General features: G+C 37.7%; 17 protein-coding genes. 10 read left to right on the top strand and 7 right to left on the bottom strand.

The features are described from left to right. From J0A69_RS02780 to J0A69_RS02755, 6 genes are all read right to left on the bottom strand, one after another. Entirely contained in the window at window positions 1–1,137 is a 1,137-nt protein-coding gene (locus tag J0A69_RS02780) for a DUF4221 family protein (protein WP_206584985.1), read from the bottom strand. A gap of 5 nt (window positions 1,138–1,142) precedes the next feature. Beyond that, window positions 1,143–2,279 (bottom strand): DUF4221 family protein, encoded by a 1,137-nt coding sequence (locus J0A69_RS02775; protein WP_206584984.1) that lies wholly within the window; start codon window positions 2,277–2,279, stop codon window positions 1,143–1,145. Between the two features lie 6 nt (window positions 2,280–2,285). Further along, window positions 2,286–3,437, bottom strand: coding sequence for a DUF4221 family protein (locus tag J0A69_RS02770; protein ID WP_206584983.1), 1,152 nt, complete (start codon window positions 3,435–3,437; stop codon window positions 2,286–2,288). Between the two features lie 4 nt (window positions 3,438–3,441). Further along, window positions 3,442–4,551 carry a DUF4221 family protein gene (locus tag J0A69_RS02765; protein WP_206584982.1) on the bottom strand — a complete coding sequence of 370 codons (1,110 nt, stop codon included), beginning with the start codon at window positions 4,549–4,551 and terminating at the stop codon, window positions 3,442–3,444. Between the two features lie 6 nt (window positions 4,552–4,557). Further along, window positions 4,558–5,709, bottom strand: coding sequence for a DUF4221 family protein (locus J0A69_RS02760; RefSeq protein ID WP_206584981.1), 1,152 nt, complete (start codon window positions 5,707–5,709; stop codon window positions 4,558–4,560). Between the two features lie 262 nt (window positions 5,710–5,971). Beyond that, the gene (locus J0A69_RS02755) at window positions 5,972–6,277 is read right to left on the bottom strand and encodes a DUF4286 family protein (protein WP_206584980.1); all 306 of its coding nucleotides are present in this window, start codon (window positions 6,275–6,277) and stop codon (window positions 5,972–5,974) included. 111 nt (window positions 6,278–6,388) lie between these two features. Between J0A69_RS02755 and J0A69_RS02750 the strand changes: the two genes are divergently transcribed. The 10 genes from J0A69_RS02750 to J0A69_RS02705 all read left to right on the top strand — a co-directional run bounded on the left by J0A69_RS02750 (window position 6,389) and on the right by J0A69_RS02705 (window position 16,262). Next, entirely contained in the window at window positions 6,389–7,057 is a 669-nt protein-coding gene (locus J0A69_RS02750; protein ID WP_206584979.1) for a carotenoid biosynthesis protein, read from the top strand. Window positions 7,058–7,106: 49 nt separating this feature from the next. Next, complete coding sequence (locus J0A69_RS02745; protein WP_206584978.1) at window positions 7,107–7,553, top strand: sterol desaturase family protein; 447 nt, start codon at window positions 7,107–7,109, stop codon at window positions 7,551–7,553. Then, the gene (locus tag J0A69_RS02740) at window positions 7,550–8,446 is read left to right on the top strand and encodes a MerR family transcriptional regulator (protein ID WP_206584977.1); all 897 of its coding nucleotides are present in this window, start codon (window positions 7,550–7,552) and stop codon (window positions 8,444–8,446) included. The genes J0A69_RS02745 and J0A69_RS02740 overlap by 4 nt, the downstream gene beginning before the upstream one ends. 193 nt (window positions 8,447–8,639) lie before the next feature. Continuing rightward, window positions 8,640–9,152: an RNA polymerase sigma factor gene (locus J0A69_RS02735; protein ID WP_206584976.1), complete on the top strand. Its 513-nt coding sequence runs from the start codon at window positions 8,640–8,642 to the stop codon at window positions 9,150–9,152. A gap of 4 nt (window positions 9,153–9,156) precedes the next feature. Further along, on the top strand, window positions 9,157–10,641 hold the full coding sequence (locus J0A69_RS02730; protein ID WP_206584975.1) for a phytoene desaturase family protein: 1,485 nt from the start codon (window positions 9,157–9,159) through the stop codon (window positions 10,639–10,641). An 18-nt stretch (window positions 10,642–10,659) separates the two neighbouring features. Further along, the gene (locus J0A69_RS02725) at window positions 10,660–11,502 is read left to right on the top strand and encodes a phytoene/squalene synthase family protein (protein ID WP_206585782.1); all 843 of its coding nucleotides are present in this window, start codon (window positions 10,660–10,662) and stop codon (window positions 11,500–11,502) included. A gap of 1 nt (window position 11,503) precedes the next feature. Then, the gene (locus J0A69_RS02720; protein ID WP_206584974.1) at window positions 11,504–12,211 is read left to right on the top strand and encodes a lycopene cyclase domain-containing protein; all 708 of its coding nucleotides are present in this window, start codon (window positions 11,504–11,506) and stop codon (window positions 12,209–12,211) included. A gap of 6 nt (window positions 12,212–12,217) precedes the next feature. Next, window positions 12,218–13,063: a 4-hydroxy-3-methylbut-2-enyl diphosphate reductase gene (locus J0A69_RS02715; protein WP_206584973.1), complete on the top strand. Its 846-nt coding sequence runs from the start codon at window positions 12,218–12,220 to the stop codon at window positions 13,061–13,063. 22 nt (window positions 13,064–13,085) lie between these two features. Beyond that, on the top strand, window positions 13,086–13,799 hold the full coding sequence (locus tag J0A69_RS02710) for a fatty acid desaturase (RefSeq protein WP_206584972.1): 714 nt from the start codon (window positions 13,086–13,088) through the stop codon (window positions 13,797–13,799). Window positions 13,800–13,859: 60 nt separating this feature from the next. Continuing rightward, window positions 13,860–16,262 carry a TonB-dependent receptor gene (locus tag J0A69_RS02705; RefSeq protein WP_206584971.1) on the top strand — a complete coding sequence of 801 codons (2,403 nt, stop codon included), beginning with the start codon at window positions 13,860–13,862 and terminating at the stop codon, window positions 16,260–16,262. Here J0A69_RS02705 and J0A69_RS02700 read toward each other — a convergent pair. Further along, window positions 16,259–16,714, bottom strand: coding sequence for a YdeI/OmpD-associated family protein (locus tag J0A69_RS02700; RefSeq protein WP_206584970.1), 456 nt, complete (start codon window positions 16,712–16,714; stop codon window positions 16,259–16,261). The genes J0A69_RS02705 and J0A69_RS02700 overlap by 4 nt on opposite strands. Window positions 16,715–16,737 lie beyond the last annotated feature (23 nt).

Genomic DNA, 16,737 nt, shown 5'->3' with positions numbered 1-16,737 from the left:
TTAAAAGTTAAAAGTATACTTAGTGAACCCAGCCTCATCCCCCACAGGTGAATAGGAATAAAATGCTCCCTGGTAGAAATAGCCAGAATAGGGAATATTTTGGAACTCCTCCAGAAACTTTTCACCGATTAAATTCAAGTTTTCGTCAAAGACAAATAAGTAGCAATCAGCACTCCTCTTAACATCTTTACTTGGCATCACAAAGTTTTTAGTTCCAAACCGGAAATACATCTTTCTGACTGGGTCCCAATAAAATTTTTGAAAAGTGATTTGCTTCCTGATCTGCCCTACAATTTCCATTTGTCTTTCTCTGGAATCCGCAACATGATCAAATTCGCCGGTCTTCTTGTTTTCTACCAACTGATGATCAAAAGTGATTAGCCTTAGGCTATCTAGCTTATAATCATAGGTGTAGATATCTGCTGTTGAACCACTATATATTATAAATTGATCATTGACTAACTGCAGACTGAGATTATCACCAAAAAATGAGGCTGAATTCTCCTGTTGAAAAATCACTTGAAAACCGAATGTCAAATCCAATGCAGGAAGTTTTCGTATTTCACCGGCTTGCTTTTCAATGTCGATTATTCCCAAACCTTCAGCAGGTTCCCCAAAATTCATCGGAATAAAGACAAACTTTGATTTGTCCGGACTGATGTGAAAGTCATTAGGTAAAGAGAACGGACCCTCGGTTTTGAAATTTAAAATTGCATCAAGATCCAGATCATAGTACTTAATTTTTTGTCCTTCTATCGAAAAAAGATTGGGACTGACTTCATCATAAAGAAATATTTCATCCCCTTTTAGCATTTGAAAATTAGCTACCCAACCCTTGATGCTTTGTGGGCCTTCCCGCTCAAATGGATGCCTATCGAGGAGCTTCATTTCCTCTAATGAAATCTCAAAAAATTCGAAATCTTGTTCATAAAAGGAAAATAGTCTTTTGCCATCAACACTTTGAGACTGTGCAAATAACATGTTGGGAACAAAAATTTCTTCACCTGAATCTACTATTACCGTGTCCACAGTAATTTGAAGATTTTCGAGAATATTTGCCTGTTCTTTATTTTTGGTTTCATTTCCACTACAGGCTCCAAGTAAGATGAGTATAGAAATTGCGAAGAGTTTTTTCATATTTTTTAAAAACCAAAAGTGAAAATTGCAAAGCCCAGCTCATCCTCTACATTGACATAGGACCAAAGCTTGCCGTCTTTGAAGAAGGGCGCTTCGAATCTGTATTCGACATTATTTAATTGAGTCTCTCCGATTAGATTTAAGTTTTCGTAATAGGCAAAAAGAAAGATATCTGACTTTTTCTCCAGTTTAGGATCCTCATTAGGGATCAGTTGATAACCAAACCTAAAATATTGCTGCCTTTGCTTATCCCAAAGAAATTCACCAAAGCCTACTTGATACTTGAATTTTTCAGTTTCAGCAAAAAACTCATCTATATCCTCAACCTTATTTTTAACCTCTGCTGTTTTTTGAGTAGCGACAAGCTGGTGAGGAAATTCGATTAAATGAAGAGAATCAGTTTGATAGTCATAGATGTAGGAGTTGGAATTGGCACTACTGGTAATAAAAAGTTTATCATTTAGGAACTCCATGGAAACTCCTTCACCTCTTCCCTTAAAATCTCCATCTTTCTGAAACTCTACTCTAAGTTTTAAGGTTGGGATCATGGAAGGAAGGGAAATGCTTCTACCTGTTTTGGAGTCAGGATCAATAATCATTAGCCGGACATCTGAGTCAGTTTGATAAGGATTAGTCAGTGCATAAAGAGTTTTCTCATCAGGAGAAATTTGAACTTTATAAGAAATAATTCCTCCCTCATCAATATCAAGCCCTTCTATTTCTTTGAAATTGAACTTTAGACTTTTTTCTTTTTCTCCAGTGTTAGAATAAATCCCGACATTGGCAGAGGAAGCAAAGAAAAATCTATTATTGCTTAGAGGCTGAATCCTAGGAGGACTGAAACCAATAGAGTTGGGACCTTCTTTGGAGAATTGATAGATATCACTCAGTTCCAGAGTTTGTAAATCAATTTCACTGATAGTGGCTTTTTTCAAGTCATAATAAAAATACTTCTTAGAATCTTTTGAAATAGATGAAAGTCTTGCTCCCTGTCCGATGTCAATGATTTCATCCCCAGTATCGACTAGCAAAGTGTCAATAGAATATGTCAGGTTTTCTAGGATGTTGTCAGACGCAGAATTTCCATTTTCGCTGCAAGCTGTAATGATAATGATGCTAAATAATGGAAGTAGTTTTTTCATTGGTCTTTAAAAATTAAAAGTGAATACCGCAAAACCCAACTCATCCTCGACATTGACATAGGACCAGAGCTTGCCGTCTTTGAAGAAGTAACTTTCAGGAACTTTATTGAAGTCAGGAATTGTAGCTTCTCCCACTAATCCCATATCCTCGGTATAAGCCAGTAAAAAAACCTTATAAGAAATGGGTTCAATTTGTTTGTCACCCAAAACACCTTTGTATGCAAGCCGATAAAATCTGGAAGTTTCGTCATCCCACATCAATTTAAGATAGGATACTTGACTGGCTACTTTTCTATATTCTGCATTGAATTCCTTTTCAGAATACACTTCATTGATGATATCACCTGTTTTTTCATTTGGAATTAATTGATGGTTGAATTCAATGTATTCCAGATCATCTGTGGCTGGGTTGTAGCGATAAACTCCACCTGTTACAGTGCAAGTGATATAGATTTTATCATGTAATAGGGAAAGAGAGTACTCCTCCACTTCAATGGCTTTTTCATTTTCAGTATTGAAGAACACTCTAAAATTTCCTGCTTTTTCCATTGCAGGAAGTTTGATTGCTTTCCCTTTGTTGGTAGTAGCGTTTATTATTGCTAGTTCACGAATACCAGAAGTGTAATTCCCAGGTAAGGAATAAAAAACTCCAGATTTTGGATCAAAGTGGATTTCATTCAGGAGTGTAAATTCATCGATGTCGCTCATATGATCCAGCTCATCGGTTATTAGTTTTAAGTTGGAAATTAATTCTCCTTGCAGGTTATAAATGGCAGTTTTTGAAACACTGGGAATCATTAATTTTCGATCTGGTAAAAGTTGAAAGATCCCGCCCTTTCCAATTCCGTTAGGCCCTTCCATTTCAAATGGATATGTTCCTAGAAGTTTCATTTGATCCAAATCTACTTCTTGAAAAGAAAGGCGTCCTCTATCAAAAATGAAAAGTGAATTTTTGTCTATTGAAACATCTGAAAAATATAAACCTCGGGACAGATTAATGAACTCTTCCCCGGAATCCACTACCACCGTGTCAATAACATAAGTCAGGTCCTCAAGGATATTCTTGGGTTCCTCGATGATTAAGACTTCCTCGGATTTGGGCTTTTCCCCACAAGCTGTTAAAAGTACAAGAGCTGAAATCGTAAGAAGCTTTCTCATTTCCTTAAAAATCAAAGGTGAATACTGCGAATCCCAACTCATCTTCGACATTGACATAGGACCAGAGCTTGCCGTCTTTGAAGAAAGGATCGCTTGGCCGATCGGTTATAGGTAGTAAAGCTTCTCCTACCAAATTGAACTCTAGATCATAGGCATAGAGATAAACCTCGCTTTTGATTAATTGATGATTTTCATCACTTAATATCGGTTTTCTTCCAAATCGGAAATAAAGCTTTTTTGAATCTTCCCAAAGGAGAGGTCCAAAATACATCCCCATAAAGAATTTTCTGATTTCTTCTTGGTACTCTTGGTCTGATTCTACGACAGGTTTGAGTTTGTTTTCATTGACCTCAGGACTGAGCATATGTCTAAAGGAGTGATAGATAAGGGAATCATTCTTCAAATCATATCTATAAAAAGAACTGCTCGAAGGGCTCAGAGCCAAAACCTGATTATTTACCTCTTTCAAATACATGGTTTCTTGAAAAACGGTCTGTGTGGATGTTCCAATTTTCAAGTCAAAAATCCATTCCATCTCTTCAAGAGGGAAATTTTCTAATTCGTAGGTTTGAAGATTTATTTTAGCAAATGTTCTGGGACCTACATATCTGATTCCTGGCAAGGAAAAAAGATTTTTTTGATCTGATGAAAGTAGAATACTATAATCCAATTCATCCAAATCTGTGGAAATGGGAAGTGATGAAATCGAGAGGTCTTTGAGTCGAACACCTTCTTTATTATAAATCCCTATATGATTGAAAGCAGTAATCACGAATTTGTCTTCGCCAAGGGTTTTGGTACTTAATACCATATCGCTTGTCCCATTCGGTCCCTCCACCTCAAAATCATAATCCTGTTCCCAAGTCAACTCATCTAAGTTGATCTGCTGAATCTGGTTAGACATTAGATTGTATAGGAAAAGGTATTTCCCATCTTCAGAAATAGATGAGGATCCCGGCCCTCGGATCAACTCAAAAAGTTTTCCCTTAGAATCCACCATTACGGTATCCAATGAAAGAGTTAGATTTTCTAAAATATTTTCCTGAACTGCAGACTTGGGATCTTTTATCGCACAGGAAGCAAGGAAAAGGAAAATGAGAAAGAGTTTTTTCATTCCTAATTAAAAATCAAAGGTGAATACTGCAAAGCCCAGCTCATCCTCTACATTGACATAGGACCAAAGCTTGCCATCTTTGAAGAAGGGAGATTCGGGTAAAGTCTCAAGCCCTTTTAATTCTGTCTCTCCGATTAGGTTAAGATCTTTGTCAAAAGCAAAAAGGAAAGACTGGATTTTTTGCACCTCTTTATTTGCCTGAGGTATATTTTTTCTTCCAAATCGATAAAAAGTTTCTGATTGCTCATCATAAATTAACTTCTCGAAGTTGATCTGAGATTTGGCTTTTTCAATTTGGCTAGCAAAATCCTCTTCAGTTTTTACTTTATTTTTTACCGGGATTTCTTTTTGATTGGCAACAATGGTAAAATCAAATTCATGAAGTTGGACAGAATCTGTGTGAAAATCGAATTGATAAATTTTATTCGTTGACTGAGTAAGCAGATAAACATCAGAACCAAATTTCTGGATGTGAATCGGTTCTGTATAAATTGTCATCCCCATATCATCCACCTGTCTTATGATATGATACTCCGATGCAATATCCAATGCTGGGATTGGAAGGATTTTTCCTGTTGAATCCTCTAAGTCAAGTTTAACCAATTTTCTGGTGCCTTTGAGGAGATTTGTAGGTAGAGCAAACGCAGTTTTTTGGTCATCCGCTAGCGTAAGTTGGGAAGTTAGGTTTAATGACTCATCCTCTTCCTGACCCTCTATTTTAAAATCTTCATAACGAATAGTTAGATCTTTTAATAGCCCACCCTCTTTTGAAAAAATTCCTGTAATAGGAAAACTGACAAATAAAAAATTCTCTTCTGAGTAAACAATTACTTTTGAGTGGCGACCAGTACCAATGCCGTTTGGGCCCTCCTTTTCAAATGGGAGGTTCTCTTCCCATGCCAATTTATCCAGATAGATTTTTTGAACTTGACTTCCTTTATCATCAAAAAGGTAAAAGTGGGATTTACTTTCATTTACAGAAGCAAGCCTAACCCCATTTTTTAAATTGATAATCTCTTCTCCGGCATCAATCACGACCGTATCCACTGAAAAAGTCAGATTCTCTAAAATATTTCCATTTTCTGGATTTTTGGACTCCTTGGAGTTTTCACAAGAGAAAAACAAACCCAGACAAAAAATCAAAAAAAGTCTTTGCATGCAAAAGTGTTTAAAGGGGAAAATAGTTAAACTCTTGCAAAAAAATTAGTTAATAAATCTAAAAATTAATTATCCTTCGAGGCTGTGAAAATCTCAAAGGTTTAGCGCTTAGGGTTTTGGGTTAGGCTTGTTACTCCTCTATCCTTCATTTCTTCTCATCTCTAGCGACTTTGCGGGAGACTCTATGGTCTTAGCGGTTTCAAAAAAATTGATGATAGGTCCGCTACGGCTTATTAGTGTAACTGCAAACTGATTTCTAAAACTATTTCACCAGCTCCATCAAAGTCCGGAAAGGAATCGCTTTCTGACCATATCTCGCTTGGGTTTCATAGCGTAGGGCATGCGCAAATCTTGCTTCGTATTCAATTAGCTTTTGGGTGTTTTCTGCAAAAAACTGAACGCTATAATTGGTCACACTGTCATCCGGACTGTTTAAAAGCCTGAAAAACTTATGCTCTAAAAATAGACCTGTTGCATAAATATCCGGGATATGAGTCTCTTTCATCCATTGGACAAAATCCTCTTCGATTTCATTATTGACCGTGAAAGTGATGTTGTAGAGGATCATATCGGGAGAGTTTCGATGGAATTTTGTTTTTTTGCAAACAGATTTGAGAATTCAAAGTTAGGAATCCCAAAGCGAAAATCTGAATTTACTCCTACCAAAGCTCCCACTTTTATGCATAAAGTCGCCCAGGCTCCCCCAGAAGCACAGGATAAACGTTTACTTATTGCCAAAATCATAGTGGTTGCACTGTATGTGGTAGGAGCTGTTGGATTGAGCATTCCCGATTATAGACCTTTCTTCCAAAGTCTGACCCCTGCGCAGTTATTAGTTACCCTTGGCCTAGTTTTATTTTTTCACAGAGGCTGGACTGATTTATTCCCCATATTTGCTGCATTAGCCTTCTGGATAGGTTTTGGGGCAGAATTGATAGGAATTCATACGGGTTACCTTTTTGGGGATTATGTGTATGGCCCGACTTTAGGTCCTATGCTGTGGGAAGTACCGTTGGTTATCGGCGTGAACTGGTTTGTATTGGTTTATCTAACTGGCGCGGTTTTTTCTAAGAGTATCCCCAATGATTATTATGCTGCATTTATGGGAGCCACAGCCATGACAGCTTTTGATTATGTGATGGAGCCTGTGGCATCTGCCTTGGATATGTGGTATTGGAAATTTGATATTATCCCTTTTGAAAACTATTTGGGCTGGTTCGGAGTTTCTTTTTTGATTCATTTACTGTATCGCAAAACAAACTTTGAAAAGTCAAATCCATTGGCAGCCTTTCTTTTAATTGCCATGATTCTTTTTTTCGCTGTTCTAAATTTCACCTTAGAGCTATAGTAGAGAAAAAAAGCTAAAACAAATTTTGAGCTAAACAGTTACCGTCTAAATGATTGAAGCAATAGGTTTTACGATTTTAGGGTTTGCAATCATGGAATTGTCCGGATGGGCGATTCATAAGTATTTAATGCACGGACCTTTATGGATGATTCACAAGACGCATCATCAGCCTAGTAAATACGCTTTTGAGCTGAATGATCTGTTTTCCTTATTGTTTGGAAGCATTGCAGTTTTGTTGATTTTTCTTGGAGTCGGGAATTTAGATTATCGATTTTGGATTGGGATAGGAATCAGCCTCTATGGGATGCTGTATTTCTTTCTTCATGACGTATTGATTCACAGAAGATTAAAGTGGTTTCAAAAACCAAAAAATAATTTTTTGAAGGGTATATTTAGAGCGCATCAAGCCCATCACCGTACCAATAAAAAAGATGATGCCGTTTCGTTTGGATTATTTGTTGTACCTAAGGAATATTTTAAAGAGGAGGAAAAGTGAGCAGTTATTCTATTAAAGATCTGGAGCAATTATCTGGAATTAAAGCGCATACCCTGAGAATCTGGGAGCAACGCTATAATTTATTGACTCCAAAGAGGACAGAAACAAATATCAGATACTATGACGACGGGGATTTAAAACTGATCCTGAATGTGGCCTTGCTAAATGACAATGGCTTCAAGATCAGTAAAATCGTCTCTATGTCGCCAGATGAGGTCAGGCAGGAAGTGATGAAGTTGACAGATAGGTCCTTGACCCATGACGATCAGATTCATGCTTTGACCATTTGTATGATTGAAATGGATGAGGATCGATTTGACAAAGTCCTCACCACGAATATCATCAAACTGGGATTTGAGCAGACGATGCTCAATATTATTTATCCGTTCCTTTCTAAAATCGGAGTGCTTTGGCAAACAGGTGCTATCAATCCTGCGCAGGAACACTTCATTTCAAACTTGGTAAGACAAAAACTCATCGTAGCGATTGATGGACAAGTGCCAAGTTTAGGTGGGAAGAAATTCCTTTTGTTTTTGCCAGAAGGGGAACTGCATGAGATTTCTTTGCTTTTTGCCTCATACATAATAAAGAGTAAAGGGCATAAGGTGATTTATCTGGGACAAAGCACACCTAAGCATGATCTGGATGCTGTCTACGATCTTTTGGAGCCAGAGTATATTTTGACTGTCATTACTACCTCACCTTCCATTGAATTTGCACAGGACTATGTAAATAACCTGGCTAGGAAGTTTTCAAAATCCACAATTTTTGTTTCTGGTTACTCTGTGACTGGTCAGGACATGGTATTTGATAAAAATGTTCACCAGTTTAATTACATCAGAGAGATAAAAGATGCCTTAGATGAGATCGAACAAGAGATGATTGAGAAATAGTTTATCAAAAAAGAAAAAAAGTTAAACAAAAGCATTTCCGAGGAAATGCTTTTTTTATGGCTTAAAGGCACCTTTTAACCTGAAAAACAGACCATTGATATTAAAAATGACAATTTTTTCATGTACATACATACAATTTACTTGTTTTTTTGTTTAATGAATATTAGATTTGGTTAAACAAAAACATGAAGCCATGACGACTCTAGAATTTAGCTACTCTCTCAACAAGCTTTCAACTTCATTAAAGCCATTCGCTATGAAATTAACAAGAGATCTTGATGATGCCAATGACCTGCTGCAGGATACAATGGTAAAAGCCTATACTAATAGGGATAAATTTGCTGAGGGCACAAACCTCAAGGCATGGTTATATACCATCATGAGAAACACCTTTATTACCAATTACCAAAGAATGGTAAGAAGGGGTACTTTTGTGGACACAACAGATAACAATCATTATTTGAATTCAAGTAGTGTTCAGATCGAAAATGGAGTTTTTGGAAATTTGGCTTTGGACGATATTTATGAGGCAATTGATAAACTGGATGAAGTTTTCAAAACACCTTTTATGATGCATTTCAGAGGTTTCAAATACCATGAGATTGCTGATAAATTACAGATCCCTATTGGAACTGTAAAGAATAGAATTCATATTGCCCGTAAACTGCTCAAAGAAGATTTGATGGTTTACAAGCACAAAAATTGATTCTATGTCTCAAAAACATGCGGTTGTCATCGGCTCTGGTTTTGCCGGACTTTCAGCAGCAACCCATTTAGCAGCTAATTATTACCGAGTTACAATTTTAGAGAAAAACGATTCCCCAGGTGGAAGAGCTAGAAAGTTCGAACACCAGGGGTTTACTTTTGATATGGGTCCAAGTTGGTATTGGATGCCTGATGTCTTTGAAAATTACTTCGCTGCATTTGGGAAAAAACCTTCCGAATATTACGATTTGATCCGTTTGGATCCATCCTACGCGGTTATCTATGGACAAGATGATGTTTTGGATATTCCTGCAGATTTGGATGAGTTCAAAAAGATGTTGGAGGAAATTGAGCCGGGAGCGGCTAAGCAACTGGAGCTATTTTTAAGTCAGGCAGCTTATAAATATCAAGTTGGAATTCATGATTTGGTTACAAAACCAAGTCGTTCTCTTTTTGAATTTACATCTCCTTCTTTGCTACTAGACGTTTTGCGAATGGATATATTCCAGTCCATGTCTAAGCATGTCCGTAAATTTTTCAAATCGGATAAAATTATTCGATTGATGGAATTTCCGGTTTTGTTTTTAGGAGAGACTGCTGAGAATATTCCTGCCCTCTACAGCCTAATGAATTATGCAGACATTGTTTTGGGGACTTGGTATCCTAAAAAAGGCATGCATGAAATCATCAGAGGTATGGTCCAACTTGCAGAAGAGCATGGGGTGAATATCCGATATTCTTCGGAAGTAGAAGAAATCGAGATCGAAGAAGGTAAAGCAAAACGCCTACGGTTGATTTCCGGTCAAAAAATTGAGGCAGATGTGGTGATAGCAGGTGCTGATTACCATCATGTGGATAAGCATTTGATTAATCCAACTTACAGCAATTACACTGAAGAATATTGGGATAAGCGTGTGATGGCCCCTTCCAGTTTGCTGTTTTATTTAGGCATTGATAAGCGCCTGAAAAACCTACGTCATCATAATCTTTTCTTTGATGAGCCGCTTGGTCCTCATGCAGATGCTATTTATAAAAATCCTAGATGGCCTGAAAAACCACTGTTTTATGCTTCAGTTCCTTCTATCACAGATCCTACCGTTGCGCCAGAAGGAATGGAAAATATGTTTCTGTTGATTCCTTTGGCACCTGATCTGGAAGATTCAGAAGAGCTTAGAGAAAAGTATTACCACATCATCATGGATAGATTGGAACAAATCACTGGTCAGGAAGTGAGATCACATGTGGTTTACAAGCGATCTTATGCTCACAGTGATTTCAAATCAGATTACCATGCTTTCAAAGGAAATGCATATGGTTTGGCAAATACTCTCACACAAACGGCAATTTTAAAGCCATCGCTCAAAAACAAAAAAGTCTCTAATTTGTATTATACAGGTCAGCTGACTGTTCCAGGACCTGGGGTACCACCATCCCTGATTTCAGGACAAGTGGTTGCGAAAGAGGTAATAAAAGAAAATAATTCGCAATAAATCGATATATTAATCATGATGAACCCGAAAGAATTATTTGACCAAACCACTTTTGAGTGCAGCAAACTAATTACCCAACGTTACAGTACAAGCTTCACTTTGGGTATAAAAACTCTGGATCAAAAATTCCACTTGCCGGTTTATGCGATTTATGGTTTTGTTCGCTATGCGGATGAAATTGTAGATACTTTTCACAACCAGGATAAAGAAAAACTGCTGGCTCGTTTCAAGAAAGATACTTACGAAGCTATTGACAGTGGAATTTCACTGAACCCTGTTATTCATGCATTTCAGTTGGTTGTCAACAAATACAAGATTGAGAAAGAATTGATCGAGGCATTTCTACATAGCATGGAAATGGACCTGGATTTTACCACTTACGACGATAGTAAATACCATGAATACATTTATGGATCTGCTGAAGTTGTAGGTCTGATGTGCCTGAGGGTTTTCTGCGAAGGAGATGAGGCAGAATACGAGCGATTGAAGGGGCCTGCCTGTAAGTTAGGTGCAGCTTTTCAAAAGGTGAATTTCCTGAGGGATATCAAGAGTGATTATGAAGAGAGAGGAAGAGTCTATTTCCCGGGCGTGGATTTTCATCATTTTGATGCCATGATCAAGGGTTTGATCGAGGAGGATATTCAGAAAGATTTTGACGAATCACTAGTAGGAATTGATCAATTGCCGAATGGAGCCAAATTAGGAGTACGAGTAGCTTACCTGTACTACCAGAAGTTATTTGATAAGATCAAGGGTCTGCCGCCAGAAACTATTACTCATACAAGGATCCGAATTCCGAATTCGAAAAAGATCTCGCTTTTGATAGGGAGCTATTTTGTAAACAAATTGGGAATCACCTGATATGGAAAGATACCTCTATTTAGGAGTCAATATTTTTGCAATATCCTTTCCTTTGGTCAGGTCTTTTGAGCAAAAAATAAAGTTTGCTTCGAAATGGAGTGCATTATTCCCAGCCATTGCCATTACTGCAGCATTTTTTCTGATTTGGGATCATTGGTTCACCTTGATTGGGGTTTGGGAGTTTAATCCAAGGTATATAATAGGCATTTATTTCTTTGAACTCCCACTTGAGGAATGGTTGTTTTTCATTACAGTTCCCTTTGCTTGTGTCTTTATTTATGAAGTATTAAACTTCTTTTTTCCAAACGATCCTTTGAAGGCCTTTGGGAAGCCTTTTGTTTATGTAATGGTACCTTTCTTGATTGGAATGGGATTGTTGCACTTGGACAAATGGTACACTTCAGTCAATTTTTTCGTTGGAGCAGCAGCGATTTTAATTCATTTCCTGCTTTTCAATGATAAATATCTTGGGAGGTTTCTATTTGCTTACTTGGTACACTTGATCCCTTTCTTCCTTTGTAATGGGGTTCTAACTGGTGGGATCACAGAAGAACCAGTTGTGATTTACAACAATGCTGAAAATCTGGGCATTCGTATTTGGACTGTTCCGATTGAGGACAGTATTTATTCACTGACTTTGCTTTTGATGAATGTATCTTTCTTTGAAAGTATCAGAAGTCGGCAAACAATTCAAACCTCTGAAAGTTAAAATGCTATGAAGAATCTACAAGTAATTATTGATGATCATTCAGGGTTTTGCTTTGGAGTAGTCTATGCTATTGAGATGGCAGAGGAGATATTGGATGAGCAAGGTTATTTGTATTGTCTGGGAGATATTGTCCACAATGATGAGGAGGTTAACCGTTTGACTAACAAAGGGTTAAAAATCATTGATCATGAACAATTACAAGAGCTTCGAGATCAAAAGGTTTTGATTCGTGCACATGGCGAACCCCCTTCAACCTATGAGCTTGCGATCAAAAATAATCTTACACTCATTGATGCCAGCTGTCCCGTTGTTTTGAAGCTTCAAAACAGAATCAAGAATTCTTTTGATAAAGATGAGACCATTTACATCTATGGAAAGCATGGACATGCTGAAGTCATAGGTTTGTTGGGTCAGACAAATAATAAGGCTGTGGTTTTTCAGGATATCTCAGAATTAGATCTGGAGACACTTCCGAAGAGTATTACACTTTATAGTCAGACCACTAAGAGCACAGACAAATTTTACGAGATCAATGAAATTTTGAGGCAAAACGGGATTTCAGTGAATACAAATGATACCATTTGCCGTCAGGTTTCGAATAGAGATAAAGAGCTCAGAGCCTTTGCAGAAAGGTTTGATAAAATCATTTTTGTGAGTGGCACAAAGTCCTCCAATGGAAAAGTGCTTTTCAATGTCTGCAAAGAGAAGAATGAGAATACCTACTTCGTTTCCAATGCTGAGCAAATTGATTCCGATTGGTTTAAAGAAAATGAAACCGTAGGGATCTGTGGAGCAACTTCTACTCCTATGTGGTTGATGGAACAAGTTCGAGAGAAAATCTTGACTTTTTGATCATTCTCTGCGTGCTTGCGACATGAATGCAGCCAAAAACATACCTTCAAACAAAGCTATTGATCCTAAAGGCATCCTGATTGCTTTGGGGGTGATGGTAGTTTGGTTTCTATCGCTGATATTTTTATTGGGTGTGGAAATCAATTGGAGCAATCCTTGGATTTATTTAGGGATTTTGGTCCAAATGCATTTATACACCGGTTTATTCATTACTGCTCATGATGCCATGCATGGTTTGGTTTCATCCAATAAGGTTGTAAACAATGTAATTGGCGTGCTTGCAGCCATACTTTTCTCTTATAATTTCTATTGGAAGCTTTTTCCAAAACACCATGAGCATCATCGTTTTGTCGCTACGGATAAAGATCCGGATTACCATCATTCAGATAATTTCTTCTTGTGGTATTTCAGCTTTATTAAGCAGTACTTGAGTATTTGGCAGATCCTTTTGATGGCTATTACATTCAATGTATTAAAGCTTTTTCTGCCTGTGGAAAACATAATTGTTTTTTGGATGCTTCCTGCTGTTTTATCCACATTTCAGCTTTTTTACTTTGGTACATTTCTTCCACATCGAGGAGAAAGTGATAACAAGCATCATTCAAAAACCCAATCAAAAAATCATTTATGGGCCTTTTTGTCCTGTTATTTTTTTGGATATCACTATGAACACCATGATTCCCCAGGCACACCTTGGTGGAGGTTGTGGAGAGAAAAAGAAAAACAACACGCATAAATTTCACCTAATTAGAAACTTTTTTTGGCTGAAGTAATTATGTTTTAGTAACCCAGACTCATGAAAAAGTTTTACCTAACAGCATTCTTACTGTTTATTTCAATTTTTGCATTTTCTCAGGGAATTATCCGAGGAATAATCACCAATCCTGTCAATGGTCAGCCTGTTGCATTTGCCAATGTCTTGGTACTTGAAACAGAGCTCGGAGCCATTTCCGATGAAGATGGATTTTATGAGATTACGGATGTTCCAGCTGGCCTTTACAATGTGCGGGCAAGTTTTGTGGGCTATAAAACTGAGACCCGATTTGAAATCAGAGTGACTTTGGCAAAGCCGGTTCAATTGGATTTTGAGTTGGTCGAAGATGCTTCTGAACTGAGTGAAGTAGTGGTAAGCTCTGAGTTTTCTAGATCTGAAGAGACTCCACTCTCAGTCAGGAAAATGAATAGCAATGAGATTGAAAGGTACCCTGGGGGAAATCGTGATATTTCAAAAGTTATACAGGCTTTGCCAGGCGTGGCAAGTACACCGAGTTTTCGAAATGACATTTTGATAAGAGGAGGAGCTCCGAATGAAAACAAATTCTTTGTTGATGAAATAGAAGTTCCGGTTATCAACCATTTCTCGACTCAGGGTTCTTCAGGAGGTCCGGTTGGTTTACTTAATGTAAACCTTATCAAAAGCGTTGATTTAATTGCCGGTGGCTTTTCTGCCAATAGAATGGATGCCTTGAGTTCATTTTTTGAAATTCAACTGAAGGAAGGAAATCGAGAAAATATGGAGACCCAATTGACCGTTGGGGCTTCTGAATTGACTCTTTCTAATGAAGGTCCTTTAGGTGAAAAATCCACCTATTTATTTTCTGCCAGAAGATCGTATTTGCAGGGATTGTTCAAACTGTTGAAGCTTCCTTTTCTTCCGACTTTCAACGATTTCCAAGTCAAAACAACCACTAAACTAAACGAGAAGACTGAGCTAACTTTTATTGGTGTAGGAGCAATAGATCAGTTTGTTCTTAACAAAGAAATTCCTGAAGATGAGACAGGAGAGGATTTAGAAAACAGGTTGTATTTATTGGATGTATTGCCTGTTCAATCCCAGTGGAATTACACCACGGGATTGAAATTAAAGCGGTTCAGAGAGAATGGTTTTTGGACATTTGTTTTGAGCAGAAACATGCTTAATAACGAGTCTGAAAAGTATTTTGGAAATGATGAAAGCTTTGAATCAAACCTTCTCTATCGCTACAAATCACAGGAATCCGAGAATAAATTTAGGGCTGAGAACAGTATTTTCGGATCTGGTTACACCTTGAAATATGGGGTTAATTATGAGTATTCCAGATACCTGATTAATAATTTTGATAGAGCTACTTTAGCAAATACAGGTCAGATAATTGACGTGGAGGCCATCTCGAACTTTAATGAATACGGAGGTTTTATTTCCGGGACAAAATATCTTCTGGATGAAAGACTTTTGCTTTCTGGAGGAGTTAGAATGGACGCATCTGATTTTGGAAAAACCGCAAAAAACCCTTTCAACCAAATAAGTCCCAGATTTTCTGTCTCTTATCAGTTGAAGCCCAATCTTTTTGCCACTGCCAATGCAGGAATCTATTATCAAAAGCCACCTTATACGGTTCTTGGATTTCGAAACAACGAGGGGACTTTGGTCAATCAGGAATCAGATGTCAAATATATCCGAAGCAATCAACTGATAGCCGGCTTAGAATTTTTAGCTCCTGAGAAAAACAGAAGATTTACCGTCGAGGCATTTTATAAAAAATACGATCAATATCCATCCTCTGTCCGAAATGGGATTGCTTTAGCCAATTTAGGAGCTGATTTTGGTGTGATTGGGAATGAACCGGTAATTTCCAATGCAAAAGGAAAGGCATATGGATTGGAGTTTTTGGCGCAGCAGCGATTATTTAATAATTTCTATGGAATTGGTGCTTTAACTCTTGTTCGCAGTGAATTTACCAATCCAAATACTGAGGGATTTGTTCCTTCTGCCTGGGACAATAAAATTATTTTGAGCCTTACTGCTGGAAAACGATTTGAAAAAAATTGGGAAGTTGGTGCTCGATGGAGGTTTCTGGGAGGAACTCCCTATACACCGTATGATGTGGAGGAATCTGCTCTGATTAGCAATTGGGATCTTCGTGGACAGCCGATTTTAGACTTTACCCAGATAAATGCTTTGAGATTGGATCCATTTCATCAATTGGACCTGAGAGTGGACAAAAAATACTTCTTCCCAAAATGGAGTTTGAATTGGTACATTGACATCCAGAACCTCTACAACTATGAAGCAGAACAGCCTCCGCTTTTAGTACCAGTCAGAGATGATGCAGGACGAATTTTGGTTGATCCAACAGACCCTTCTCGCTATCAGTTAAAATATATCACGAATACGGCAGGCACTTTACTTCCTACAGTAGGTATTATCGTGGAGTTTTAAGTTTTTGGAGTTAAATGATCAATTAATTGAATGATTCGCGAGGCTTGAATATCCGCGTTTTTACTTGTGAAAATATATTCAATCCACTGCTTTTGGGAGGCATCTGATAATTTCTGAAAAGATTCTAAGCCAGACGGAATGTCTTCCAGGCATGCCTTAAGTTCTTCGGGAATTTCTGTGGGACTTGAATCCAGAAAAATCGATAACCTGACTGTATCTCCTGCCTCCTTCCCGATTTCTTTCCTAATGGATTTAGAAATTGGAAGAAACACACTTCCATCTCCATGAGGCATAAGATGTTTGCCTTTGAATTCTGTCTCGTCAATTTTCCCATGAACACGAACCATTCCAAAGGCTTTAGACTCAATGGCTATTTCTAGTGGAATTCGGGCATATGTCCATCCACCTTTTCCTGGAAACTTTTCTAAAAGAATGATTTTGTTTGTAAGCATAAAAAAAGAGCAGGATTTCCTGC

This window comes from Algoriphagus pacificus (genome assembly GCF_017254845.1).
Classification (GTDB): domain Bacteria; phylum Bacteroidota; class Bacteroidia; order Cytophagales; family Cyclobacteriaceae; genus Algoriphagus; species Algoriphagus pacificus.
The sequence above is the reverse complement of the archived record's forward strand: the minus strand, read 5'-3'. Positions and strand labels throughout refer to the sequence as shown.